The organism is Ruania zhangjianzhongii, assembly GCF_008000995.1.
GTDB lineage: Bacteria > Actinomycetota > Actinomycetes > Actinomycetales > Beutenbergiaceae > Ruania > Ruania zhangjianzhongii.
The window spans coordinates 4,698,761-4,722,863 of the sequence record NZ_CP042828.1; the positions used below are offsets into that span (position 1 = coordinate 4,698,761).

At 69.4% G+C, this 24,103-nt stretch carries 24 protein-coding genes; 11 read left to right on the plus strand and 13 right to left on the minus strand.

What is annotated here, in order from left to right; genetic code table 11:
• Nucleotides 1-45: 45 nt before the first annotated feature.
• Genes FU260_RS21715 through FU260_RS21725 form a run of 3 tightly spaced genes read right to left on the minus strand, consistent with a single transcriptional unit; the run spans nt 46 to nt 2,529 of the window.
• Entirely contained in the window at nt 46-696 is a 651-nt protein-coding gene (locus FU260_RS21715) for a response regulator transcription factor (protein ID WP_210418150.1), read from the minus strand.
• Entirely contained in the window at nt 693-2,039 is a 1,347-nt protein-coding gene (locus FU260_RS21720) for a sensor histidine kinase (RefSeq protein ID WP_147918944.1), read from the minus strand. Before FU260_RS21720 ends, FU260_RS21715 begins: the two co-directional genes overlap by 4 nt.
• A 34-nt stretch (nt 2,040-2,073) precedes the next feature.
• On the minus strand, nt 2,074-2,529 hold the full coding sequence (locus tag FU260_RS21725) for an SRPBCC family protein (protein ID WP_147918945.1): 456 nt from the start codon (nt 2,527-2,529) through the stop codon (nt 2,074-2,076).
• Between the two features lie 172 nt (nt 2,530-2,701).
• Here FU260_RS21725 and FU260_RS21730 point away from each other — a divergent pair, with 172 nt between their 5' ends.
• From FU260_RS21730 to FU260_RS21745, 4 genes are all read left to right on the plus strand, one after another.
• Nucleotides 2,702-3,154 (plus strand): hypothetical protein, encoded by a 453-nt coding sequence (locus FU260_RS21730; RefSeq protein WP_147918946.1) that lies wholly within the window; start codon nt 2,702-2,704, stop codon nt 3,152-3,154.
• 4 nt (nt 3,155-3,158) lie between these two features.
• On the plus strand, nt 3,159-3,884 hold the full coding sequence (locus tag FU260_RS21735; RefSeq protein ID WP_147918947.1) for a hypothetical protein: 726 nt from the start codon (nt 3,159-3,161) through the stop codon (nt 3,882-3,884).
• On the plus strand, nt 3,884-4,423 hold the full coding sequence (locus FU260_RS21740; protein WP_147918948.1) for a helix-turn-helix transcriptional regulator: 540 nt from the start codon (nt 3,884-3,886) through the stop codon (nt 4,421-4,423). The genes FU260_RS21735 and FU260_RS21740 overlap by 1 nt, the downstream gene beginning before the upstream one ends.
• A 168-nt stretch (nt 4,424-4,591) precedes the next feature.
• Nucleotides 4,592-5,653 (plus strand): acyltransferase family protein, encoded by a 1,062-nt coding sequence (locus FU260_RS21745; protein ID WP_168211908.1) that lies wholly within the window; start codon nt 4,592-4,594, stop codon nt 5,651-5,653.
• 12 nt (nt 5,654-5,665) lie between these two features.
• Here the strand turns inward: FU260_RS21745 and FU260_RS21750 are convergent, their stop codons facing one another.
• From FU260_RS21750 to FU260_RS21765, 4 genes are all read right to left on the minus strand, one after another.
• Nucleotides 5,666-7,180, minus strand: a complete 1,515-nt coding sequence (locus tag FU260_RS21750) for a SulP family inorganic anion transporter (RefSeq protein WP_147918950.1) — start codon at nt 7,178-7,180, stop codon at nt 5,666-5,668.
• Nucleotides 7,181-7,400: 220 nt separating this feature from the next.
• Nucleotides 7,401-8,780 (minus strand): SPFH domain-containing protein, encoded by a 1,380-nt coding sequence (locus FU260_RS21755; RefSeq protein ID WP_147918951.1) that lies wholly within the window; start codon nt 8,778-8,780, stop codon nt 7,401-7,403.
• Nucleotides 8,773-10,428: an SPFH domain-containing protein gene (locus FU260_RS21760; RefSeq protein WP_147918952.1), complete on the minus strand. Its 1,656-nt coding sequence runs from the start codon at nt 10,426-10,428 to the stop codon at nt 8,773-8,775. Before FU260_RS21760 ends, FU260_RS21755 begins: the two co-directional genes overlap by 8 nt.
• A gap of 168 nt (nt 10,429-10,596) precedes the next feature.
• Entirely contained in the window at nt 10,597-11,022 is a 426-nt protein-coding gene (locus FU260_RS21765) for a GNAT family N-acetyltransferase (RefSeq protein ID WP_147918953.1), read from the minus strand.
• 72 nt (nt 11,023-11,094) lie between these two features.
• Between FU260_RS21765 and FU260_RS21770 the strand changes: the two genes are divergently transcribed.
• Both FU260_RS21770 and FU260_RS21775 read left to right on the plus strand, forming a co-directional pair.
• The gene (locus tag FU260_RS21770; protein ID WP_147918954.1) at nt 11,095-11,949 is read left to right on the plus strand and encodes a phosphotransferase family protein; all 855 of its coding nucleotides are present in this window, start codon (nt 11,095-11,097) and stop codon (nt 11,947-11,949) included.
• A gap of 387 nt (nt 11,950-12,336) precedes the next feature.
• Nucleotides 12,337-13,095, plus strand: coding sequence for a hypothetical protein (locus FU260_RS21775; protein ID WP_147918955.1), 759 nt, complete (start codon nt 12,337-12,339; stop codon nt 13,093-13,095).
• On the opposite strand, the gene FU260_RS21780 is transcribed toward FU260_RS21775, so the two are convergent.
• Both FU260_RS21780 and FU260_RS21785 read right to left on the minus strand, forming a co-directional pair.
• On the minus strand, nt 13,079-13,762 hold the full coding sequence (locus FU260_RS21780; protein WP_147918956.1) for an ABC transporter ATP-binding protein: 684 nt from the start codon (nt 13,760-13,762) through the stop codon (nt 13,079-13,081). The genes FU260_RS21775 and FU260_RS21780 overlap by 17 nt on opposite strands.
• 69 nt (nt 13,763-13,831) lie before the next feature.
• Nucleotides 13,832-14,905, minus strand: coding sequence for an FtsX-like permease family protein (locus FU260_RS21785; RefSeq protein ID WP_147918957.1), 1,074 nt, complete (start codon nt 14,903-14,905; stop codon nt 13,832-13,834).
• Nucleotides 14,906-15,074: 169 nt separating this feature from the next.
• On the opposite strand from FU260_RS21785, the gene FU260_RS21790 reads away from it, so the two are divergent.
• Together FU260_RS21790 and FU260_RS21795 are read left to right on the plus strand one after the other, a co-directional pair.
• Entirely contained in the window at nt 15,075-16,259 is a 1,185-nt protein-coding gene (locus tag FU260_RS21790; protein ID WP_147918958.1) for a sensor histidine kinase, read from the plus strand.
• Nucleotides 16,259-16,894, plus strand: coding sequence for a response regulator (locus FU260_RS21795; protein WP_147918959.1), 636 nt, complete (start codon nt 16,259-16,261; stop codon nt 16,892-16,894). The genes FU260_RS21790 and FU260_RS21795 overlap by 1 nt, the downstream gene beginning before the upstream one ends.
• Before the next feature lie 135 nt (nt 16,895-17,029).
• Here FU260_RS21795 and FU260_RS21800 read toward each other — a convergent pair whose 3' ends face one another.
• The gene (locus FU260_RS21800; RefSeq protein WP_147918960.1) at nt 17,030-17,653 is read right to left on the minus strand and encodes a TetR/AcrR family transcriptional regulator; all 624 of its coding nucleotides are present in this window, start codon (nt 17,651-17,653) and stop codon (nt 17,030-17,032) included.
• A gap of 97 nt (nt 17,654-17,750) precedes the next feature.
• Between FU260_RS21800 and FU260_RS21805 the strand changes: the two genes are divergently transcribed.
• Together FU260_RS21805 and FU260_RS21810 are read left to right on the plus strand one after the other, a co-directional pair.
• A complete protein-coding gene (locus FU260_RS21805) occupies nt 17,751-19,124 on the plus strand; it encodes an FAD-dependent oxidoreductase (protein ID WP_147918961.1) in 1,374 nt (457 codons plus the stop codon).
• A 99-nt stretch (nt 19,125-19,223) separates the two neighbouring features.
• Nucleotides 19,224-20,087 (plus strand): DUF4349 domain-containing protein, encoded by an 864-nt coding sequence (locus FU260_RS21810; RefSeq protein WP_147918962.1) that lies wholly within the window; start codon nt 19,224-19,226, stop codon nt 20,085-20,087.
• 351 nt (nt 20,088-20,438) lie between these two features.
• Here the strand turns inward: FU260_RS21810 and FU260_RS21815 are convergent, their stop codons facing one another.
• A complete protein-coding gene (locus tag FU260_RS21815) occupies nt 20,439-21,146 on the minus strand; it encodes a type III secretion system chaperone family protein (protein ID WP_147918963.1) in 708 nt (235 codons plus the stop codon).
• A 255-nt stretch (nt 21,147-21,401) separates the two neighbouring features.
• On the opposite strand from FU260_RS21815, the gene FU260_RS21820 reads away from it, so the two are divergent.
• Complete coding sequence (locus FU260_RS21820) at nt 21,402-22,247, plus strand: DUF817 domain-containing protein (protein ID WP_235912102.1); 846 nt, start codon at nt 21,402-21,404, stop codon at nt 22,245-22,247.
• Here the strand turns inward: FU260_RS21820 and FU260_RS21825 are convergent.
• Together FU260_RS21825 and FU260_RS21830 are read right to left on the minus strand one after the other, a co-directional pair.
• Nucleotides 22,244-23,023 carry an ABC transporter ATP-binding protein gene (locus FU260_RS21825; RefSeq protein WP_147918964.1) on the minus strand — a complete coding sequence of 260 codons (780 nt, stop codon included), beginning with the start codon at nt 23,021-23,023 and terminating at the stop codon, nt 22,244-22,246. The genes FU260_RS21820 and FU260_RS21825 overlap by 4 nt on opposite strands.
• Complete coding sequence (locus tag FU260_RS21830; protein WP_147918965.1) at nt 23,020-24,099, minus strand: taurine ABC transporter substrate-binding protein; 1,080 nt, start codon at nt 24,097-24,099, stop codon at nt 23,020-23,022. The genes FU260_RS21825 and FU260_RS21830 overlap by 4 nt, the downstream gene beginning before the upstream one ends.
• Nucleotides 24,100-24,103: the final 4 nt, after the last annotated feature.

Here is a 24,103-nt window from a genome sequence, read left to right on the forward strand (position 1 = left end):
CCCCGGAGCAGTGACCCCTCTCCCCCGTACGGGTGAACTTCCGGCTCATCCGGTGCGAACAAATCCTGACTCGTAGGCGCGAACGACGGCCTGGGTGCGGTCGCGCACGCCGAGCTTGCCGAGCACGCCGCCGACGTAGGTTCGCACGGTCTCCACCCCGAGGTAGAGCTCACCGGCGATCTCCGCGTTCGACATCCCGGCCGCCATCAGCCGGAGCACCTCACCCTCCCGCTCGCTCAGCCCGACGGCCCGGAGCTCGTCCCCGGTCGGCGGGCGCGCAGTCGCCAGTCGGCGCACGGCGTCCGGGAAGAGCAACGAGTCGCCGCGGGCGACGAGTCGGACCCCGTACACCACCTCGTCGGGGCGGGCGCGCTTGAGCAGGAAGCCGTGCGCACCGGCGCGCAGCGCGTCCAGGACATAGTCGTCGTTCTCGAACGTGGTCACCACGAGCACGCGGACCGCCGGCTCGCGGGCGAGCAGCGCGGTCGTCGCCGCGATGCCGTCGAGGCGGGGCATCCGCACGTCCATCAGCACGACGTCGGCGCGCAGCGAAGCCACCAGGGTGGAGATCCCGACGCCGTCCTCGGCCTCGCCGACCACCTCGATATCGGGTTCGGCGTCGAGGATGGTGCGCAGACCGGCACGCACCAGCGGCTCGTCGTCGACGAGCAGGACGCGGATCGGCGCAGCTCTCACCGGGGTGAGTCTGCCAGGGGGAACCTCGCCCGGACCACCCAGCTGCCCGCATCGGCCCTGCCGTCCGGCCCTGCGGTGAGGTCACCGCGCAGCAGCCGAACACGTTCGGCCATTCCGGTCAGGCCCCGTCCACCCGCCGCCCCTCCGGGAATGGGCACCGGGCTGAGCGGATTCTGCACCCTCACCTCCAGATGCGGGTCCGCACCCGCCGGCGCTCCGCCCCCGGCAGAGATGACCTGGACGCTCACCGTGACCGGCTCCGCCGGGGCGTGGCGGAGCGCATTGGTCAGTGCTTCCTGGACCACCCGGTAGGCCTCCTGGGAGGTCGCACGCGGGAGGTTCGCCAGCTCGTCCCCGCTCAGCGCTGCGCTGGTGGTGACCTGCGCACCTGCCTGGGCTGCGTCGTCGAGCAGGACCCCGAGATCGGCGAGGGTGCGCATCGGCGCCCGTGCTGCCGGCTCCCCCTGGCCACGTTCGGCGCGCAGCAGACCGAGCACGTGGTCCAGATCGGCCATCGCCGAGCGCCCGGTCTCCTCGATCGCGCTGAGGGCGGCGCGAGCGGCCGGTGGGTCGGACTCCAGCAACCGCGCGGCCGCGGCCGCCTGCAGCGTGGTGACCGTCAGGGCGTGGCCGACTGAGTCGTGCAGCTCACGAGCGACCCGGCCGCGCTCGGCAGCCAGATCGGCCGCTGCCTCGAGCTCGGCGATACGTTCGGACTGGTCCGGGCCGAGCAGCGGCACGGCTGCTTGCCGGAGCAGCACCCGCTCGGCGGCGATCAGGTACGGAATCGCGACCAGGAGCACGAGGGCGGCCAGGGCGAGGATCCAGGTGCCGGCCCATGAGGGCACGAGGGACCACGGGGCCCACTCGGCGACGAGTACCGGTTCGAGCCCGATCGCGGACAACACGAACTGGGTCGCTACCGGAATCGCGACCAGGAGCACCGCCACCAACACGGCACCGAGCGCCAGGTGCAGGCAGTACCAGGCGGCCGCCCGCCACCGGGTGGCCGCTCCCGCTGTGGCATCCGTACGAGGAACAGGGACCGGCACCTCCAGGAAGGCGCGCACGGCGGCGATCTCGAGCGTCCGCACCGGCGCCAGGAACGGCGGCAGGCACACCAGGACCCCGGCGAGCACGGCGAGCACGGTCGTGGCCATGCGCGGCGTCTGCTCCTGGGCGAACATCTGCGCGAATCCGCCGGCGAGCAGCACGTACGCGCCCGCCACCACACCACCGATCACCAGAAGCACTCCGGCACGCAGCGTGGCACCGCTGCGCAACGGGGCGGTCATCCGACGCCATGCCGGCACGGTGCTGCTGGAGCGCGCCTGGCCGGTCATCCGCTCATTCTGGCGCACCCGCCACGGCCACCGCTCAGCGCGCCTGCGCGTCGAGCGCGCCGAGAAGGTAGTCGTTCCGGGTCCGGATCAGGTGCCGGAGGTAGGGAACGAGCAGCACGGCCTCCGCCGGCCGGCCGAACACCGGGGCGGCCAGGGTGATGGTGTCGACCATCACGGAGCCAGTCGGGGAGGCGGCGAACGTGTGCTCGTGCACGAACGAGCGGAACGGGCCCTTCACCTGGCGATCGACGAACCGGTGCGGGCGGTCCAGCTCGACGATCCGAGAGGTCATCGTGAACCAGATGCCGACGTGCCGGGCCCGCCAGGTGACCTGTTCACCCAGCCCGATCTGCCCGCTGGTCACGCCCCCGACCGCTCGCTCACCGGAGTCGCTCATCGAGCCCAGGTGCGCGTCGATGCTCAACGAGAGGTCGAAGAGCCGATCCGGAGGATGGCAGGAGTGGGTCTCGAGCGTGAAGGTGCTGGCCACGGCCTCAGCGTAGCCGCGGCAGCCAGGGCAACCAGGGCAACCAGAGCAACCAGGGCAGCCGGGCCAGCCACGGCGACCACAGCGACCACAGCGAGCGTCACCTGACACATTGACATGTCATTGTGTCAGGTGTCATGCTGACCGTGATCAGTCCCCAGTGGTGGAGGCACCTATGGCACACAACGTCCTGATCGTCATCCACGCCGTCGCCGCCGTGGCCGCACTGGGGACGGGGCTGCTTTCGCTGCGCTCTGCTCGGACCACCCAGCTGCTCGCCGCCCACGCTGCCCTGACGACGGTCATGGCTGCGGTCCTCCCGCTCAGCCTGGCGGCCGGCTGGAGCGAGCTGACCACCCTCACCCGAGGGATCTTCGTGGCTCTGTCCGCGCTGGCCGCGGTGATGGCAGGGCGCTCCTGGCTGGCCCGGCGGGCAGCGCAGCGCGGGCACGACCTGGCAGTGGTCGAGCACGTCGGCTTCACTCTGATCGCGCTGGTCACCGGTTTCCTCACCGTGGCCGTCCTCCGGGCCGGCGGGGGCAGCGTCGGCGTGGTCGCCGCAGCCATCGCGGTTCCGCTCCTCGGGCACCTGGTGATGAGCCGGCTGCGGACTCGGGTCGCGGGGTGATCGGATGTTCGTCGGACACTACGGGATCGCGCTCGCCGCGAAAGGCGTCCAGCCGGGACGTTCACTCGGTGGTTTGTTCCTGGCCACCCAGCTACTGGACATCACCTACTCCGCGTTGCTCCTGACCCGTATCGAGCAGGTCCGGATCGACCCGACAGGCAGCGGACCCGCCGGCGTCGAGATGGTGTTCGTGCCGTTCAGTCACGGCTTGCTCGGCGCCACTGCACTGGCTGCCCTCACCGCTGCGGTGGTTGCCGGGAGGCGGCCGAGCCGGGGCCGACGGCACGGCGCCGCAGTGCTGTTCGGGGCAGTGGTCCTCAGTCACTGGTTCTTGGACGCTGTGGTGCACGAACACCTTCCGGTCCTGGACCATCACCAGCAGGTCGGCCTCGGCGTGCCGGTCTGGGCGGGCCTGGTGGTCGAGACCGCGCTGCTGGGTACCGGACTCGTGCTCTATCTGCGGGCGACGACATCGCGCACCCGGCTCGGGCGGTTCGGGATCCCGGCGCTGGCTGTGGCACTCGCCGCGTTCAACGTCTATGTGGTCACCGCGCCCACGCCGGCGACCGTGTCCCTCCTCGCCGCGACGAACCTGGGAGCCTACGCAGTGATCGCCGCCGGTGCCGAGGCGCTCGACAGGCAACGCAGCGCCCGCGCGCGACCAGGCGGGCTGAGCGATCGCCGACTGCTGTCAGGATGGGGGCTGCGTCGTCGGAAGGAGCGGATGTGATGGCCGAGGTGAGCGCGACTGCCGGTGCGCTGCTGGGGCTGCTCGCCGAGCGGCCGATGACCGGCTGGGAGCTGGTGGCCGAGGCACGGTCCCGGGTGGGCAGCTTCTGGACGATCCAGCGCAGCCAGGTCTACCGCGAGCTGGCCGCACTGCAGAAGGGCGGGCTGGCCGAGTCGCTCCCGCCCGAGGCACGCGGCCGGCGGCGCTACCGGATCACCTCCGACGGGCGCGCGGCCTACCACGCGTGGGTGCAGAGCATGCCCGGCGAGGAGAACGTTCGGATCCCGTTCCTGCTGTCGGTCGCCTTCGCCGGCGACATCCCGACCGACCGGTTCGCTGAGCTGGTGGCGGACCAACGTCGCCGCCACGCGCAGCAGTTGCAGCAGTACCAGGCACTGCACGAACAGCTGAGCACCGACACCTCCCCGGTGGGACGTAGCCGCCTCGCGACCCTTGCCCTCGGCATCGAGTACGAGCGCGCCGCGCTCACCTGGCTGGCGGATCTGCCCAGCTATCTCGACCAGCCGACAGACAGCTGAACCACCCCAGCACCTGTCGCGAACCTCACATCCGGCCATCAGGAGACCTTCAGCCTTTTCGGTTACGTTTTGATAACGATGACCAACCCGACCGTAGCGACACCTGTCTCACCGGCGGCGCCGGTCAGATCGGCGACGCCTGCCCTCAAGGGCGCGCGGCTGCGAGCGATGGACTCGCTGCGACTGGTGGCTGCCCTGGCGATCGTGGTCTTCCATTTCGCGACGCGAGACCACGGCCGGTGGGGGGACCAACTGCCACACGAGCTGTTCGGCGCCTTCTCCCATGTGGTCAAGTACGGCTACGCCGGGGTGCACCTGTTCTTCACGATCAGCGGGTTCGTCATCCTGATGTCCGTGTGGGGGCGCACCCCCAGGCAGTTCCTGGCCTCGCGAATCAGCCGGCTCTACCCGGCGTTCTGGGTGGCGGTGCTGGCCACGGCCACGTTGCGCTGGCTGTGGCCCTCGTTCGAGAACCGGTCCATCACCGAGGTGCTGGCGAACCTCACCATGTTCCACGAACCGTTCGAGGTGCAGCACGTCGACGGCGTGTACTGGACCCTCTGGGTGGAGATGCAGTTCTACCTGGTGATGCTCGTCTTCGCTTTCATCGGGATCACCCTGCGGCGGGTGCTGGCAGTAGCCGCGATCCTGCCGGCGATCAGCACTGCGATGGTGATGCTGCTGCCCGGCTCGGACGCGAAGTTCACCATTCTGAGCTGGGCGGCGATGTTCGGCACCGGGATGGCGTTGTACGTCATCTACTCCCGCGGTCACACCTGGCAGCGGTGGGCAATCGTGGCGCTGAACTCCGCTCAGGCCGTGCTGATCGCCGCCACGCACAAGACCGAGGCGATCGATGCCGTCGCCGGTGGTGAGCCCACCTCTCCCCTGGTGCTGGCCCTGGTGGTCCCGGCCGTGATCGCCGCCGTGGCGGTGGTGGCCCTGGTGCCGGCGATCCGGGACCTGGACTGGCGGGTGCTGACCACGCTGGGCTCGCTGACCTACCCGCTGTACCTGATCCACGAGTACTTCGGCTGGGCGCTGATCGAGGTGCTGCACCCGAGTATCGGCAAGTGGGTCACCCTGCTGATCGCCGTGGCGGCCAGTCTGGCACTCGCCTGGTTGATCCATCGGTTCGTGGAGCAGCCGGTGCACCGCCCGCTACGCAAGGCCCTGGAGGGCCCGCCGCGCACCAGCAGAGCCGTGACGGGCCCGCCGCGCACCAGCTGACGGCCGACCAGGTCAGCCGCCGCCGAGCTTCCCGGACAGCCGGCCGTGCCAGGCGCGGCTGGGCTCGTTCAGTCCGACGATCTCCACGTTCTTGCCCTTCTGCCGGTATTTCAGCGCGATGGCGTCCAGCGCAGCAACGGTGGAGGAGTCATAGATCTGGGACTCGGAGAGGTCGATGACGACGTTCTGCGGGTCACCGACGTAGTCGAACTGGTAGACCAGATCGTTGCTCGAGGCGAAGAACAGCACGCCGCGCACCGCGTACACCCGGGTCTCCTCGTCGGGGTGGGCGACGTCGGTGACCTCGGTGAAGTGCGCCACCCGCCGGGCGAAGAACAGGGTGGCCACGACGACTCCGAGGATGACCCCGATCGCGAGGTTGGACGTCAGCACGGTGGCCAGCACGGTCACGGCCATGATCACTGTGGCGCTGGCGGGCATCCGCCGCAGCGTCCTCGGATGCACGCTGTGCCAGTCCATCGTGCCGACCGAGACCATGATCATCACCGCCACCAGGGCCGCCATCGGCATGATCGCGACCACGTCACCGAGCACCACCACGAGGATCAGCAGGAAGAGGCCGGCGAGGAACGTGGAGACCCGGGTGCGGGAGCCGGACTGCTTCACATTGATCATCGTCTGCCCGATCATCGCGCAGCCGCCCATCCCGCCGAACAGGCCGGTGACCAGGTTCGCCACCCCCTGCCCCCAGCCCTCCCGGGTCTTGTCGGAGTGGGTGTCGGTGATGTCGTCGACGAGCTTGGCCGTCATCAACGACTCCATCAGCCCGACGAGCGCCATCGCGAGTGCGACCGGTCCGATGATCTGCACAGTCTCCAGGGTGAGCGGCACGTTCGGCAGGAACAGCCCCGGCAGGCTCTCCGGCAGCTCACCCTGGTCGCCGACCGTGGGAACGTCGATCCGCAGCACCACCACCACAGCGGTCAGCACCACGATGGCGACCAGTGGTGCGGGCACCACCTTGGTGAGCTTCGGGAAGAAGATGATGATCGCCAGGCCGGCGGCCACCAGCGGATAGACCAGCCACGGCACATCGATCAGCTGGGGCAGCTGGGCGATGAAGATCATGATCGCCAGTGCGTTCACGAACCCGACCATCACGCTGCGCGGGATGAACCGCATCAAGCGGGCGACACCGAGCAGGCTGAGCACGATCTGCAGCACCCCGGCGAGGAGCACCGTGGCCACCAGGTAGTCCATGCCGTACTGCCGGGCGATCGGTGCCACCACCAGGGCGACGGCACCGGTTGCCGCCGAGATCATCGCGCGGCGGCCACCGGTGAACGCGATCGTGACCGCCATCGTGAAGGACGCGAACAGACCCACCCGCGGGTCGACACCGGCGATCAGGGCGAACGAGATCGCCTCGGGGATCAGAGCGAGGGCCACCACCAGTCCACCGAGCACCTCGATCCGCAACAGCCGCGGGGAGCGCAGCACGGCACGGACCGAATGCTCGGCGTTGTCGGTGGGGGCGCCCTGGGCTGTCGGGCTGTCGGCAGGCATGGGTGAGCGTCCGTTCGTGTGGAGGTGGGCAGAGGGAGCCACCCCGCACACCACAGCGCGCAGTTGCGCAGGTCGAGCCAGCGGCTGCACGCGCGGCGGCTGGACGGGCCCCGCGCCCGGGGCGATAGTAGCCCAGACAGCTGCCTCCGGGCCGGTGGGCCCGGCCACCGGACCACCCCGGACCGTGCCCTGTCCGGGCTACCGACCGCCGTCGACCGGGTTACTCCCGGCGCCAGCCCTCTCGTGCCTGGGTCAGCATGTCCTCCGCGCCCTGTGCGGCCTGCTCCAACGGCATCGCGGTCTGCGCGGCCGATGCTCCGTGCGCCCTGCTGGCCTCGGCCTGCACCTGTGGCAGCAGTTGGGCCATCAGCAGTGTGGACAGGGCCGAGCTGTCGCCGGCAGAAGCGTCCGTGTTCACCACGATCGGCCGGGGTGCGTGCTCGGCCAGCGTGGTGCCGACGTCCAGTCGGCGGCGGGCCAGCTCGTAGCCGAGGACCGCACGGTTGTCCCGATAGGCGGTGGCCAGCTGCTCTTGAGCCTTGGCCTCACCCTGGGCGGCGACCAGCTTGGTGCGGGCCCGGGTCTCGATCTCGTAGCGCACCTGCTGCGCCTCGGTCTCGCGCTCCTCGAGCATCTGCGCAACGTCCTTGCGGGCCTTGTTCAGCGAGGCCTGCACCTCCACCACGCGGGCATCGCGCACCTTCTTCGACCGCTCGATCTCCATCAGCAGACCGTCGATCTGCCGTTTCCGGGTGAGCTCCCACTCCTTCTCGTACGCGATCAGCTCCTTGGCCACCCGCTCTCGCGTGGCCAGGTGCTCGCGGTACTGGTCCGGCAGCTGCACATCGGGGATGTTGCAGCCCATGATCTGCACCCCGTACCGGGTGAGCTGGTGGTTCAGCAGTTGCTGCATGTCCTGCACGTCGCTGCCGCGCAGATCGTAGGCCTGCTCGGTCTTCACCCGGCGGCTGCGCTGGCGGATCGCGTCCTGCACCGAGTTGCTCAGCACCAGGTCGAAGTTGCCGGCACCGATCGTCTGCACGAACCGGATCGCATCCACGATCCGGAACCGGAGGAAGAACTCGATCGACTTCAGCGGCACATTCTCGTGCGTCGGCGAGGAGAGCACTGGAGCGGTGTAGGGGATCTCCGTGGTCACGTCCACCACGTAGGCCACCCGCTTCCACGGGTGCCACAGGTAGTGCCGGCCCGGCGAGAGCCCGGGGCCGCTGATCGCTCCGAAGGAGGTCAGCACACCGAGGGTGCCTTCTTCGATCTCCACGATCGAGGAGCGCCACCACCACACCATCGAGAACAGGAACGCCACCACGGCGACGATCACGGCCAGTCCGCCCAGATTCATCTTGTCACTGGCAGCGAGCAGCAGGCCACTGACCAGGGCCCACAGCCCGAACCAGATCAGCGAGGTCCACCGCAGCCCGCGCTTGTCCCGCGGGATGACCACCGGCACCAACGCACCGGAGTCACCCCCGCGCAGCAACCGGGCCACGTTGCTCCAGTCGGAGACGGCTTCTTTGATCGAGCTCGTACCGCGGCTGCGGAAAGCCTGCGCTGCTTGGTTGACAACCTGCTCAGTCATGGTGGGTCCCCTCGTCCCTGGCTTCGTCGCTCCCCAGCCCGGCGAGCTGGGCCGCGGTTCGCTCGTCGGTCACCGACTGCCGGATCTCGTCGAGGCGTTGCTCCCCCTCGGGATCCACCTGCGACTCCGACGCCGGCAGGATCTCCACCTCGGTCTTCTCTGGCGCCTGCAGCAGTCCTTCGATCTCCCCCTCCCGCGCGGATACGCGTTCGGCGATGTCGGCCTGGCGGGAACGGATCGCTCTCATGTCCTCCTCGGAGAACAGCTTCTCGTCGTGGCCACCGACCAGCTGACCGGCGATGGCCAGGAAGTCCACCCCGTCGGACTGCTCCCCCACCCGCACGATCTGCGGCATGGAGTCGGACAGGCGCTCCATCTTCTCCAGCTTGTCCTGCTGGTAGCGGTAGTCGAGGATCTCCGGTGCCAGCGCCGCGCTGAGGGCGCGGATATCCAGCGCCTGGGCCTCGAGCAGCGCCGCGTTGGCGTTCGCCGTGGACTCCGACTCCACGAACCGCTGCCGTGCCAGAGCGTTCGCGCGGTTGGTCTCCCGCTCCAGGGCGGTGTCCATCTGCGCCTGGTAGCGGGCGATATCCGCCTGGATCGCCGAGAGGTTCTCGTTCAGCGAGGCCAGGTCCTTGTTCAGGTCACCCTCGTTCTGTTCCTTCTTCAGGCTGAGCTCGTAGTCGTAGGTGTAGGCCTCCTTGGCCACCCGGAGCATCTCCGGTGCGGCCAGGTCCATCCGGTACTCCTGCGCTGAGGGTTCTGCGTGGGTGATGTTCGCAGTCGTCAGCTCGACGGCGGGGGCGAACTGGGCGTTCAGCTGTTCCAGCAGCCGTGAGGTGCTCTCCCCGACCAGGTCGTAGATACCGGAGGCCTCCTGCTCGTAGATCAGCGAGCGGGTGGTCTCCGACACGGCGTTGTTGAGCTTGTCCTGGAAGCCATTCACCGCACCGAGGACGAAGACGAACTCACGGGCATTGGCGATCCGGAACTGCAGGAACAGGTCCACCGAGGCCTGCACCCCGGACTTGGTGGGCGCTTGCCGGATCGGTGCGTTGAACGGGTACTCCCGGGTGGTGTTGACGATGTAGGAGACCCGCTTCCACGGGTTCCACAGCGTGACCCGGCCGGGGCCGACCTCTGCCTCGACCTTGCCGAACCGGCTGACCAGGGCGGTGCATCCCTCGGGCACCATCACCATCCCCTGGCGCCACCACATGAATGCCGCCAGCAGCACGATCAGTACCCAGTAGTGCGGCCCGAACACCTCGTCGGTCAGCCCGAAGGGCAGCAGCACGAGCGAGCCGACCCCGCCAAGGACGGCGAGCAGGATCACCAGCAGCATGGAACGCAGCTTGCGTCCCTTGGGCATCACCATCGGGGTGATGACGTGTACCGGCCCGCCGGCGTCGACCTCGAACCGGCTGCCGCTCAGCTTCTCCGCGGCATCGTCCAGCGAGACGTGCTCGGCTTCGATCCGGGTGCCGGGTGAGCTGCCCTCCTCACGGGCCGCCGGGAAGTCCCGCCGGTCCAGGGAGACACCGGCATCAGCGCCATCGCCACCGAACCTCTCCTGCACGCCCTGCCGTACCGCGTCCCCAGCGACCTGCTTGGCCGCATCGAAGAATCGCCCCGCACCTGCACTCACCGCGCGCCCCTTTCCGCCCTGTACTTCCGTCTGCCGGGCCTACCTTCTCACAGCGGGGCGGCGGTCAGGCTCGATCGGTGTCGGCGGAGCTCACCATTGCCACTGCGGTCCCGCTCTGCTATCGGGCGGTGGCCGCGAGCGTCCGTGACAACCGCTGGTGGCAGTACGTCAGTCGTCGGTGAGCAGCAGCCGGAAGACGACTTCGCCGATCCCCTCGTCCTCGATGTTCTCGATGATGCCGTTCGAGGTGAAGCCGAGGTGCACGTGCCAGGCCTGGGGCTCCGGCTCGTCCGTCTGGGACGAGCTGAGCAGCGCCACGTAGCCCTCGGCACGCAGATGGTCGGCCAGGGCACCGATCATCTGACGGGAGTGGCCCTTGCCGCGGTGAGCTTCTGCGATCTCGATCTGGCACAGGAACGGGACGGTTGCCCACAGCACGGCGAAGTGCAGCATGCCCACCACCTGCCCGTCGATCTCGAGCACCATCGCCTCACCATTTCCGATCAGCCGGTGCCACGACTTCTCGCTCGGCCAGGGGTCGAGCGTGCGGAGGGCATCGAGGTCAGTGGTCTGCGCGAGTCGGGTGGTAGCCATGTGGTCACCGTAGAAGGCCGACGGCGGAGCGCACCATAGGTTTTCCGCTCCCCTTCTTCTAGGATCACCTCGATGCCATCGGACCCGCTGAGCCAGCTCTCGTTCCGCCAGCGGGAGCTGCTGCAGCGCTGGCTTCCCGGGGCGTCGATCCGGGCGGATCTGAGCTGGGGGCTGGTAGCCACCACCGTGCTGAAGGTCCGCGCTGCCGATGGCGCACAGTGCATCGTGAAGGCCGCCGGGCCGGCCGACCACCACATCGCGCGGGAGATCCGCGCACACCTGAACTGGCTGGCGCCGTGGACGAGCGGCGGCTTGGCGCCGGAGCTGCTGCACCACGACCGGGAGGCGAAGGTGCTCGTCACTCGGTACCTGCCTGGTGAGCTGGTGCAGGGTCATCCGGCCGAGGCGGAACCGGAGACGTATCGGCAGGCCGGCCGGCTACTGACAGCGCTGCACGGTCAGCTCGCCGTGGTGGACACCGAGTTCCACGCCGATCAGAACGCCCGCTCGCTCGCCTGGCTCGACGGCGAGCACCGAATCGCCGAGGAGACGGCGGCCGAGCTCCGGGCGCTGATCGGGTCCTGGCCCGCGCCACCAGCCACCCTGGTGCCCACCCACGGCGACTGGCAGCCACGGAACTGGTTGATCGAGAGGGGCGTCGTCCGGGTGATCGACTTCGGCCGGGCGGCGCTACGCCCGGCGGCCACGGACTTCGCCCGGATGGCGGCCCGAGACTTCCGTGGGCGACCGGACCTGGAGGAGGCCTTCCTGGCCGGATACGGCGCCGACCCGCGCGAGCCGGACGAATGGGCCCGCACGCAGCTGCGCGAGGCGATCGGTACCGCTGCCTGGGCCTATCAGGTGGGCGACGAGGGGTTCGAGGCGCAGGGGCACCGGATGCTCGCGGAGGCGCTGGCGGCGTTCTGACTTGGACCCACTGCACCGACCAGCCGAGCACCACCCAGCCACCACACCCGGACAGACGATCGCCTGCACGATTTCGTATCTGCGGCGCGCACAGAGTGCCCGGACCTACCGGATCGCGCTGCAGACGCCCGTCAGCTCAGCCACGACGAACCATCCGGTCGAGATCACCGTCAATCGCGCACGGTGAGGACTGAGCGCGCCCCCGCACTGCCCGATCGGGCACCTGGATGGGCGGACGTCAGCAGAACGGGTGCGGAGATGCCGATCTGCTCTGGCCGGAGCCGCCCACCGCCGTCCAGACTCGGCTGGTACCGGAGGTTCGCGATGCGACGATCACTGCACCCACATTCACCCCCACGTCACGGCAGCCGAGAGGAACCGGAGGCGGTGCCGCTCCACCCGGGCGCGGCGATGCGCCCGGGCCAGGCACCGGGAGCTCCGGAGCTGATCCGCCACCTGCAGCGCGCCGGCAACGCGGCCGTGGCCGCGCACCTGGCCAGGAACTCGGCATCGCTGCAACGCGGCAAGACCACTGGCACCGCTCCGGGCAAGGGGCAACGCAAGCGAAAGCGCGCGTTCGACGATGAGGCTTACATTCCGCCTTGGAAACGAAAGAAAGCGCCGCGCGCCATCGGCAAATCGACGAAGGTGCGTGATGCGCGCTGGAAGCGCAAGGCCCGTCGGTTTAACGCTCAGGGCAAGCCCATCAGCAAGGCCGACTGGGGTACCGGCTACGAGGCCCAGCACATCATTCCTGCGGAAATCTGGGACAAGGAGATCACCGTCGACACCGGCCTCTCGAAGGCCGACCTCGTGGACCGGGGATGGAACGGCATGATGCTTCCGTCCGGTCGCAAGAATGCCCGGGCCATCACCTATAAGTTGCTGACCAAGGGCAGCACTCTGCCTCGGCATATCACCAAGGGGTGGGCACATCCGCTCTACAACGCGGCGGTCAGGAGGTTGGTCCGTGCCATCCAGGCCCTCCGCCCTCCCGGATGGAAGTGGACCGAGCCGTGGCTCAAGGGGCTGGCCGACTTTCTCCGAAAGGTGACGAAGTCGCTGGCAGTGCCCCACGGGGCCGTGCCGGTGGGTATCGATGCGATCGGCGCCCTGGATCCGGCCAAGGTCACACCGCGCCAGTGAGCAGCTGCGCCTTCCCGTCCACGATCTCCACCACATCGTCGGCCTGCGCCAGCTGGTCGTGGTCGTGGGTGACCATCACCGTGGCCACGTCCCGCTCCAGGGTGAGCCGGCGAAGCAACCCGAGCACGGCGGCGCCGCGCTCGGAGTCCAGGGCGCTGGTCGGTTCATCCACGAGCAGCAGACTGGGCTCGTTCATCAGCCCACGGGCGATCGTCACCCGCTGGCGCTGACCACCGGAGAGCTGGTGCGGGCGCCGGCCCGCCTGCTTGGCCAGGCCGACGGCGTCGAGCAGCTCCATCGCCTGCTTCTCGGCCTTCGCCACCGACCGGCCACCCAGGTGCGCCATCACGGTCAACTGCTCCAGGGCAGTCAGCGACGCGAGCAGGTTGGAGGTCTGGAACACGATGCCGATCTCCTCCCGGCGTACTCGGGCCCGCTCACCGCTGCTCAGTGCGGTCAGCTCGGTCCCGTCCAGCAGCACCTGCCCCTCCTCGGGGGTGATCAGCGTGGCGGCCACGGCGAGCAGACTGGACTTGCCAGAGCCGGAGGGCCCGACGACGGCGGTCACCCGGCCCGGTTCGGCGCGCATGGTCACGTGGTCCAGCGCGGTCAGTCGGGAGTCGCCGTCGGGGTAGGTGAGGGTGATGTCAGTCAGCTGCAGGGTCATCGGATTCTCCTTCAGGGCGGTCGGGCAGTACGGCAGCAGTCAAGCGAGTGTGGCGACGCAGGGTGCGCGTCAACGAGCGCTGCCCAGAGCAGTCAGCGGGTCGACGGAAACGATCTGACGCAGCGAGACCGCCGCCCCGAGCAGGCCGAGCACGATCAGTAACCCCATCGGGACCAGCACTGTCGCGGCGTCCAGCACGAACGGCACCACCCCCGCCGCGAGCGCGCCGATTCCGGTGGCCACCCCGGCACCGAGCACGGTCCCGAGGAGCAGGAGCACCAGCGCCTGACCCACCGCGTCCTTCACCAGGTAGCCGGTCGAGGCGCCGACAGCCTTGAGCACAGCGATCTCCGGGGTGCGCTGGACCGTCCACACGGTGAAGAACGCGCCGATCACCAGAGCAGAGATCACCAGCAGCAGGCCGCGCATCAGCTGCAGCGAACCGTTCTCGCTGCTGAACGAGGCCAGCGCCTGCACCGAGTCGGCCAGCGGCACGGTCTCGGTGCCGGCAGCCGCATCGGCGGCCTCCCGATCGGTGTCGGTGAGCCCGTCGGTGGTCAGCACCAGCACCGTGGCGGCATTGGCGTGCTGCTCACCGCCGTCGGGGTCCAACCCGGCCGGCAGCCACGCCACCGGCATGTGCGAGTACGCGTCGTCGCCGCTGATCCCGCCCACCTGCAGGGCTTCGCCGCCGATCGTGACCTCGTCCCCGGCCGTCAGGTCGAGATCGTCCGCCACCGATTCGGGCAGCAACACCTGCCCGTCCGGCACGTCCGCCGGCGGCAGCGCGGACCCTTCCGGAACTGCGAACGCGGCCACCGTCGCGGACCGCTCCCCCACGGTCATCCGGCTGGTGCGGATCTGCAGCGGCTGTACCTCAGACACCCCGGACTCCTCCTGCCAGACCTGAGCGGCGCCGTCGGGAATCAACGACTCGGAGAAGCTCAGCGACTGACCCTCCGGCGGTGCGGCGAAGACCACCTCGTCCCCGGGTAGCCCGAGGATGGCGGAGGTGTTCTCCCGGGCGAGCCCCGCCGTCAGCCCGGAGAGCAGCACCACGAGCAGGGTGATCAGGGCGACCACCCCGCCCATCAGGGCGAACCGGCCCTTGGCGAACTTCAGATCTCGGACGGCAACGAACATCGCAGGCTCCTCGGGCAGTGTGCGGCTTTTCGGTATGACTCCACTCTTCTCGGCCGGCGACGGCGCAGCATCGCCCGGCAGAGGGCAGTTCCGCTGCCGTTCGGTGCAGGTGGCGCTCCACCATTCGATTGATGCCGGTCAGAGGCGGCGGCCCTAGGCTGTGCTCACCATGTCTGAGCGCACTCTCACTCCGGTGCCGTGGCTGCTGCGAGCATGCCTGCACCTGTTGGTGGTGGCGCTGCTCCTGCTGGCCGCGGTGCGCGCGCTGCTCAGCGGTGAGCACGCGGTAGGTGTGGTGGTGACGTCCGCCCTCGTCGCCCTCGTCTACGCCGCCGGGCCGCTCCTGGCCCCGGTGCGCCGGTCCGCGGCCGGCGCCGGACTCTGGCTCGGCGTGCTGCTGCTGTGCTGGCTGGTGCTGCTCACCCTCACCCCGGACGCGATCTGGCTGGCTTTTGCCTGGTACTTCCTGCTGCTGCACCTGTTGCCGTGGCAGGTGGGGCTGACGCTGGTGGCGGTGACCACAGCGGTGGCGATCGGGGGCTTCGCCTGGCACCAGCCGACCTTCACCGCGGCGATGGCGATCGGGCCGGTGATCGGGGCAGCGGTGGTGATCGCGACCGTCTGGGGCTTCTCTCAGCTGAATGCGGAGTCCGAGCGGCGGCGGGCGCTGATCGCCGAACTGCGCGCCACCCGTGCGGAGCTGGCTACTGCGGAACGGGAGCAGGGGGTACTCGCGGAGCGGGAACGACTGGCCCGGGAGATCCACGACACCCTCACCCAGGGCTTCTCCTCGGTGAACCTGCTGCTCACCGCTGCCGAGCACCAGCTCGCCGAGCGTCCGGACCTGGCCGAGACTGCGGGCCACGTGCAGCGGGCGCGGCAGGTCGCGGTGGACAACCTCGGCGAGGCGCGCAGCCTGGTGCGCGCGCTGGCGCCGCCGAACCTGCGCAGCACCTCCCTGGTGGGCGCGCTGGAACGGCTGAGCGCGCAGACCTCACCGCCGGAGGTGTCCTTCCACGCCGAGGGTGAGCCGCTGGCGTTGCCGACGGCGCTGGAAGTAGCGCTGCTGCGGATCGCGCAGTCCGCACTGGCGAACACAGTCCGGCATGCCCGCGCCAGCCGTGCCACGATCACGCTGACCTTTCTCAGCTCAGAGGTACGGCTGGACCTGGTGGACGACGGGGTGGGCTTCGACCCGGCCGCCCTTCCGCCCGGGCCAGGCCCCGAGGGCGGTTTCGGGCTGACCTCGATGCGCTCGCGTGCCGCCGAGCTCGGTGGCACGCTGACTGTGGAGTCCGCGCCCGGGCAGGGCACGGCGTTGAGCGTGCACTTCACGCTCGGGGAGGAGAGCTGATGATCGACCTGCTGCTGGCCGACGATCACCCGGTCGTGCGAGCCGGGCTCCGCGCGGTACTCGAGCTGGCCGACGACGTGCAGGTGGTGGCCGAGGCGGGCACGGCGGCTGAGGCGGTCCAGGTGGCCGGGAAGCTCCGAGAGGAGGGCAGGCTGGACGTGGTGCTGATGGATCTGCAGTTCGGCCAGGAGATGGCGGGGATCGGCGCGACCGAGCAGATCGCGGCGCTCCCGGACCCGCCGCGAGTGCTCATCCTCACCACCTATGACACCGATGCCGACATCCTCGCGGCGGTGGAGGCGGGGGCTGCCGGGTACCTGCTCAAAGACGCTCCGCCGGAGGAACTGCTCACCGCCGTCCGCACCGCCGCCGCCGGGCAGTCCGCACTGGCGCCGGCGGTGGCGCTGCGGCTGATGGACCGGATGCGCTCCCCCGCCCGCGCGCTCTCCGCACGCGAGATCGACGTCCTCACCCAGGTGGCGGCCGGGATGTCCAACCAGCAGATCGCCCGCGCGCTGTTCATCTCCGAGGCCACGGTCAAGTCCCACCTGGTGCACATCTACACCAAGCTCGGCGTCGAGTCGCGCACGGCCGCCGCTGCAGAGGCGGCGCGGCAGGGGCTGATCCGACGCTGACACTCCGGACCCGAACCCCTCGGAGGCAAGTGACGGGACCCGGAGGGCGTCGGAGGCAGGCTCCGGCGCCAGGCCCTCGTCGGAGGTAGGTTGCGGGATCGGAGGCAAGGCACACCCCGCCTCCATCCCCGCAACCTACCTCCGATGCAGCCCAGTCACCTCGGCGGCCAACATCCGGTGCAGCAGGTCGAAGACCCGACCGGTGAACTGCTCGGCGCTGCCGGAGGCCATCGCCTCCTCCTGCTGCACCGCCCACTCATCGAGGGTGCGCAGCACAGCGGCCACCAACTGCTGCTGCAGGTCCGCCGGGAGCTCGGTACGCACCTGACCGGCACCGCGCCCGGCAGCGAGCACCTGGCCCACCCAGTCCTCGATCTGACCGATGGCGCCGACGGCGGGGGCGGACCCGGCATAGACCATCCGGCCGAGCAGGAGAGCGTCCTCATTGCCCACCAGCGCCTCGGTGAGCTGGGCGACCAGATCCCGCGTCATCGGCCAGAACTGCGGCCCGGCGAACGCTGCCGGTTCGGGCACCTGCAGCTCGGCGCCGACCTCGGCGGCCAGGTCGGCAGCGGTGAGCTCGAACAGTTCCTGCTTGGCCGCGAGCAGGTGATAGAAGGAGCTCTTGCTCATCCCCATCGCGGCGATGATCCGGTTCAACGACGCCCCGGCGAACCCCGCGGTCGCGAACTCCTGAGCGGCCAGCCGCACCAGAGTTCTGCGCCGGTCGGGAGCGAGCCGCTCGAGTGCTGTCGTCACGCCGCGATCCTAGCGGCTCAGAGCAACACTGGACCACCCGGTCCAAAAAGGCGTACGCTTGAGTGGACCACCCAGTCCACACCACGCGGAGGCCCCGATGCCACTCGTTCCCACCACGCTGTCGGATCAGATCCAGGCTGCCGCCGAGGACCCGTTGCGGGTACTGGTGGTGGGAGCCGGGATGGCCGGACTGACCACCGCTCAGCTGCTCCGGGGCGCCGGGCTGCACCCGGTCCTCGTCGACCGGATGGCGGATGAAACCCATCCCGGTTACATGCTCGCGATGATGCCGATGATCAATCCTGCGCTGGACGATCTGGACGCCTGGACCAGCTACCGCGAGCGAAGCATCGAGTTCACCCAGTTCCGGGTGCGTGCCCACACCGGCCGCACGCTGCGCACCGATTCCCTCACCGAGGTCCTGGGCCGGTTCGGCGAATACCGGGGTATCGAGCGCGGCGAGCTGATCGAGGTACTCAGCCACGCGGGCGCCCCGGTGGCCATGGCCACCACGGTGAGCGACCTGCGGGAGCTGCCGGACGCCGTCGAGGTGACCTTCCGCCAAGGCGAGCAGACCAGCACGGCTCGCTTCGACGTCGTGGTGGTCGCTGACGGGATCGGCTCGCGTACCCGCGCTCTGGTTCCCGGCGGGCGGGACACGTCGAGCACCGACACCGGCTGGGGTGGCTGGGTGGTCTGGGCGCCCGACGACGACGAAGGTGAGATCGGCGAGGAGCTCTGGGGGGCGGGGATCTTTCTCGGCATCTACCCGGTGCTGGGCCGCCGCGGGGCGTTCATCGGTGGCCCGATGGCTGCCACGGCGGCCGGGCCGGCGGAGTTCGTCGCCCGGGTGCGGCAGCGGCTGAGGACTGTCGATGCCCGGGTGGAACGGGTCCTCCAGGCACTCCTGGCCGACCCTGACCCGTACTTCTGGCCGCTGAAGGATGTCCGCGCGTCCCGATGGACGACCGCCCGGACCTTGCTGCTCGGCGATGCCGCGGCCGGCTTCCTGCCCACCGCAGGAGTGGGGGCGGGGATGGCGATCGAGTCGGCCTGGGTGCTGGCCCGCATGCTGATCGCCACGCTCCCGACGGCGGAGCACGGCCGGGCAGGTTCTCTCCCCTCTGCAGATCTCGCCCAGGCGAAGCCGATCGCCTCGGGAGATCCCGCTCCGGTGCTCGCCGCTTACGAGAAGGCGCAGCGCCCCCGGGTCGAGACTGCTCAGGACACCTCCCGCGGCCTGGCCCGGCTGATGTTCTCCGAAAGCAGGCTGTTCGCCACTCTCCGGGACGCCGTTCTCCGGATGCTGACCGTGGAGCGGGCGATCCGGCCGATCGTCCACCTCCTCGAGCATCCGCCCCGCCCCGAAGCTGTCCGGCAAGGCGTGGGGGGCAGCGCCCACCCGACCGGGCGACGAGGGCGCGAAACGGGCGGCCCTGTCGCCGAGGAGGGGAATGTTTCGCGCCGCTGACAACGAAGCCACAACGCTCTGGCCACAGGTCGGGAACGGTTTCGTGGCGATTCGGTGACGGCCCGTTTTTCCGCGAATTCTGCCCATAACGTCACGGTCATGAACACCACGACACGAGTACTTGCCGGCGTTGCGTTGGCCGTCGGCCTAGTGGGTTGTAGTGCCGCAGGCACGCACAGCGGCGGCACGGACGGCAGCGCCGACCTGGCCCACAGCGGCGCCGAATCGGCTCCGCAGGACGTGGCTGACCGGGACGTCTCCGGTCCGGAGGTGGAGCGGCAGATCATCACCACCGCACGGGCCACGGTCCAGGTGGACGACCCTGCCGGGAGCGCGGACAGCCTGGCGGAGCTGGTGACCGGTCTCGGCGGCCGGGTGGACGACCGGCACACCTGGGCCGGAGAGGACGCCGACGAGGCGCCACCGCGCGCGTCGATCACCCTGCGGGTGCCGTCCGGGGACCTCACCACGGTGATCGAGGACCTGGCCGAGCTCGGCGACGTGCTCGAGGTGTCGCAGAGCAGTGAGGACGTCACCCAGCAGGTGGTGGACATCGATGCCCGCGTCGAGGCGCTGCGTACCTCGACCGACCGGTTGCGCGAGATCATGGCCGAGGCGTCCGATAGTGCCGACCTGCTCGAGGCGGAAACGGCGCTCAGCGAACGGCAGGCGGAGTTGGAGTCCTACCTGTCCCAGCGAGAGGCCCTCGCCGACCAGGTGGCGATGTCCACTCTGACCGTGGATCTGCAGCCGACCGCGGCGCCGGCGGAGGTACGTGCCTCCGGGTTCGCCGGCGGGCTGGCCAGCGGCTGGAACGCCCTGCTGGCCTTCCTCAGCACCGTGCTGGTGATCGCCGGGACGCTGGTGCCGTGGGTGGTGGCGATCGGGATCCCGGTGGCCGCGGTGCTCCTGGTGCTGCGTCGCCGCCGGCGGCGGCGGTCCGTGGCGGTCGCTGAGGCGTGACGGCCCGTGGCGGCCGCCAGGCCTGATGGACAGCAGTGGCCGCTCAGGTGCGACGACCAGTCACCGCTGCGGGTGGTGCCCCGCGTCCTGCCATACGAAGCGGGGCACCAGCGCCAACAGGTCGCTGAGCAGGGTCATCCAGCCGTGGACCCTGGCCCATTGCTGCGGCCCCTGCCACCTGGGCCGGCGAAAGCCTCGGCTCCGCACGCCGACCACGGCATCGCCGTGCCCACTGCTGCGAGCACCAGGAGGATGGTCAGTAGCTGGCTATCCATGGGCACCACCCCGCCCGAGCGCTGGCGCGCCGGGCCACCGAGGACGGGAACCGCAGACGTCCAGGACGCTCAGGTCTCACACCCCTGGGTGCCGGGCCGTTCCGCTCGCGTTCGGGTCATAGCCGACCTTCAGCCAGAGGAACCGGGGAATCTGGTCCACGATGCCGGACAGCAGGTGCAGCGCCGGCGCGATCACGGACAGCTCCTGTTTACCGGAGCGCCAGAAGTAGATGTCGGCGCCCTCTACGGTGATCGCGGACCCGTAAGCGTCCGGCTGCAGCAGCCGCTCCATCATCCGGGGGTGCAGGAAGTCGTAGGGAAACTGGCCCTCGGGCCCCTTCACCCGCCACCGGTCGTTGAACTGGGCCGACTCGAACTCGATGTCCTGGCCCCCGAAGAACTTCGCGATCGAGTCACCGACGCCCTCCGGTTCCAACCGGAGCCACGGCAACCGGGCCGGCAGGGAGAAGGCCACCACGTGGTGGTAGTGGGTGGTGCGGTTCTTCCCGCTGCCGGTGGTGTACTTGTAGGTGAACGAGGTAGCCGAGCGGCCGTTCCAGGTGCCGGTGAGCACGTTGATCGCGGCCCGGCTGCTGCCGCGGCGGAACGGCGGTGAGGACCAGCGCTTCACCAGCGAGCCGTCGGACCGGGTGTAGGTCCAGCCGTGCGCGTCTGCCCACTGCTGGGCGGCCTTCCGCCGTCGGTGGGCGATCACGAACTGGATCACTATCGCGACGGTGAACACCGCACCGACCAGAACGTAGATCCATACCTGGCTGTCCACGGTCGTGCCTACCCCTCGTTCTCCTACTTGGTCGCCACGGAGCCTAACAAGCCTGCCGCCGGGTAGCCGAACACGGCGTGGGGACTTCTCCCCTGGTCCGGCCGGTCAGCCGGCCGCCGTGCAGTGCGCACCGGGCCCGGGCGATGTGCCGATCTCGGGGAGGTGTGGTGGCTGCGGGGAGGTGCCGTGGCTGCCGCGAGCAGGTCTTGCGAAACCGTCCGGTTCTCGCTCGACCGGCTGGCAGGGTCGCCCCTTGTGACCACCTCGCCGCTCACCGCCAGCACCTCGCGCTCTGCCCGGGCGATCCGCACGATCGGCCAGCTGCTCCGGTTCGCCTGGCTAGAGCTGCAGTGCTGCCTGTTCCCGCTGGCGATCTTCGCCGGTCTGGCGCTCAGCGCCATCCTGCCACTCCCGATCGCCCGCTATGACGCACTGCTGGTCTATGCGGTCGGTGTGACCGTGGTGTTCTACCTGGTGGGGCTGGAGACACGGCGAGAAGTGGCGATCATCGCGATCTTCCACCTGGTCGGGCTCGCCCTGGAGATCTTCAAGGTGCAGGTCGGGTCGTGGTCCTATCCGGATGAGGGTCTGCTCCGCCTGGGCGGGGTGCCGTTGTACTCCGGGTTCATGTACGCCTCGGTGGCGTCCTATATCTGCCAGGCGTTCCGCCGGATGCGACTGCGGGTGGTCGGGCTACGACCGGTCTGGACGGCGGTGCTCGCCGTCGCGGCCTACGTCAACTTCTTCAGCCACCATGTGCTCCCGGACTTGCGCTGGTGGATCGCCGCGGGCTTCATCCTCGCCCTGTGGGGATGCACAGTGGCCTTCACCGTGGGTGAGCGGCGCTACCGGATGCCGCTGGCGGTGAGCTTCGTGCTGATCGGGTTCTTCCTCTGGGTCGCAGAGAACGCCGGCACGCTGCTCGGCGCGTGGAGCTATCCGAACCAGGCGGAGATCTGGGAGATGGTGCACACCGGAAAGTGGGGATCCTGGGCACTGTTGGTCAGCCTGAGCTTCATGCTGGTGGCGCTGCTGAAGACCCGCGACGGTTCGGTGCGCACGCGGCGCCGGGTCTTAGCTGCGCCCGAGCAGGACCGCTAGATCGTCTGGCCTTCGTAGATCTGATCGGAGATCTTGTCCCGGAGCTCGACGAACTCCTGGGTGGAGCGCAGCTCCTTACCGGGCAGGATCCGGCCATACTTCGCGGAGATCTGCACCGACTCGTCCAGCACCACCCGGCCGGGCCGAGCACTCATCACCAGCACCCGGTCGCCCAGGAACACGGCTTCCTCCACGCTGTGGGTGATGAAGAAGACCGTCTTGCGCTGTTCCCGAGAGATCCGCAGCAGGTCCATCTGCAGCCGTTCCCGGGTGAGCGCATCCAGGGCACCGAACGGCTCGTCCATCAGGATGATCTCCGGATCGTTGGCCAGCACTCGGGCGATCTGGGTGCGCTGCTGCATCCCGCCGGAGAGCTCGTAGGTCTTCTTGTCCTCGAAGCCTTCCAGCCCCACCAGACTGAGGCACTCCTCGGCCACCCCGCGGCGCTTGGCTGCAGCGATGCCGCGGAACTTCAGCCCGAGCTCGACGTTCTTGCGCACGGTCATCCACGGGTAGAGGTTGGCCTGCTGGAACACCACACCCCGCTGCCAGGACGGGGCGGTGATGGGTACGCCGTCGACGGATGCGACGCCCCCGGTGGGCTTGAGGAATCCGGCAAGGATCTTCAGCAAGGTGGTCTTCCCGCAGCCGGACGGTCCCACCACACAGACGAACGACCCGGTGTCCACGGTCAGCGTCGTGTCCGCCAGCGCGTGCACCACCTCACCGCTATCGGTGATGTAGCGCTGGGAGACGTTCTCCAGTGCGAAGCTCACTGACCGGCCACCGCGTCGATCGCGTCGGTGTAGATCGCGTTCTCGTAGTCCTCGGCCGGGTTCACCTCGTCGATCTCCTGCTGGGTGACCAGGAAGTCGGCGGTGTTGATCAGGTCCTGAGCCAGGGTGCCACCGAAGTAGTCCTCACCGGCCAGCTCGCTCGCGCTCAGGTAGGTGTAGCCATCGAACTGGTCGAGCACCTGCTCGGGTTCGATCCCCAGCTGCACAGCGATCGAGGCGGCAGCGGTCTCCGGGTCCTCATTGATCATGGTCACCGCTTCGTTCTGCACGGCGGTCCACACCTGCATGAACTCCGGGTTCTCTTCTACGAACGGTGTGGTCGCCACGGCGAGGTCGTAGGTTGGGGCTACGTCGGCAGTGTCCGCTGCGGAGAGGATGATCTCGCCGGTGTCCAGAAGCTCCGGCAGGGTGGGGGCCCAGACCCAGGCGGCGTCGATCTCCTCCCGCTCCCAGGCGGCGAGCATCGCGTCCGGGGAGAGATTGGTCAGGCCGATGTCGCTGGGGGTCATCCCCTCGCGGTCGAGCGCGGCGAGCAGAGAGTAGTGGGCAGTGGAGGCGAACGGTACCGCCACCCGCATCCCTTCCAGCTCGGGCAGGCTGGTCGCGTCCACGCTGTCCTGCACCACGAGGGACTCGGCCTCGCCGATGACGTCGTGGATCCAGATCACCTGGAGGTCGTCACTGATGGGCGGGGAGAGCGACTTCGTGGTCGGGCTGGAGCCGGCGAGGCCGAGGTCGGCCGAGTCCGATCCGAAGGCCTGCACCACGTCACCGCCGGAGCTGTACTGGTTCCAGGTGATGTCGGCGTTCGGCATGCAGGCCTCCAGCCAGCCGAGGTCGCGCACCACCAGGTCACCGTTCGGGATGGGCTGGTAGGCCAGCCGCACCGTGGTGGTGATGTCCTCGTTCACCTCGACCGGGCACTCCGAGGCGGACTCGTCCTGCTCGCTGTCCGGGTTGCTGTTGCGCCCGGAGTCGACACAGGCGGACAGGGTGAGGGCGGCGGCGCCGGCGAGCGCTACCGCGCCGAAGAAACGGGGTCGGGCCTTGGTCATGGCG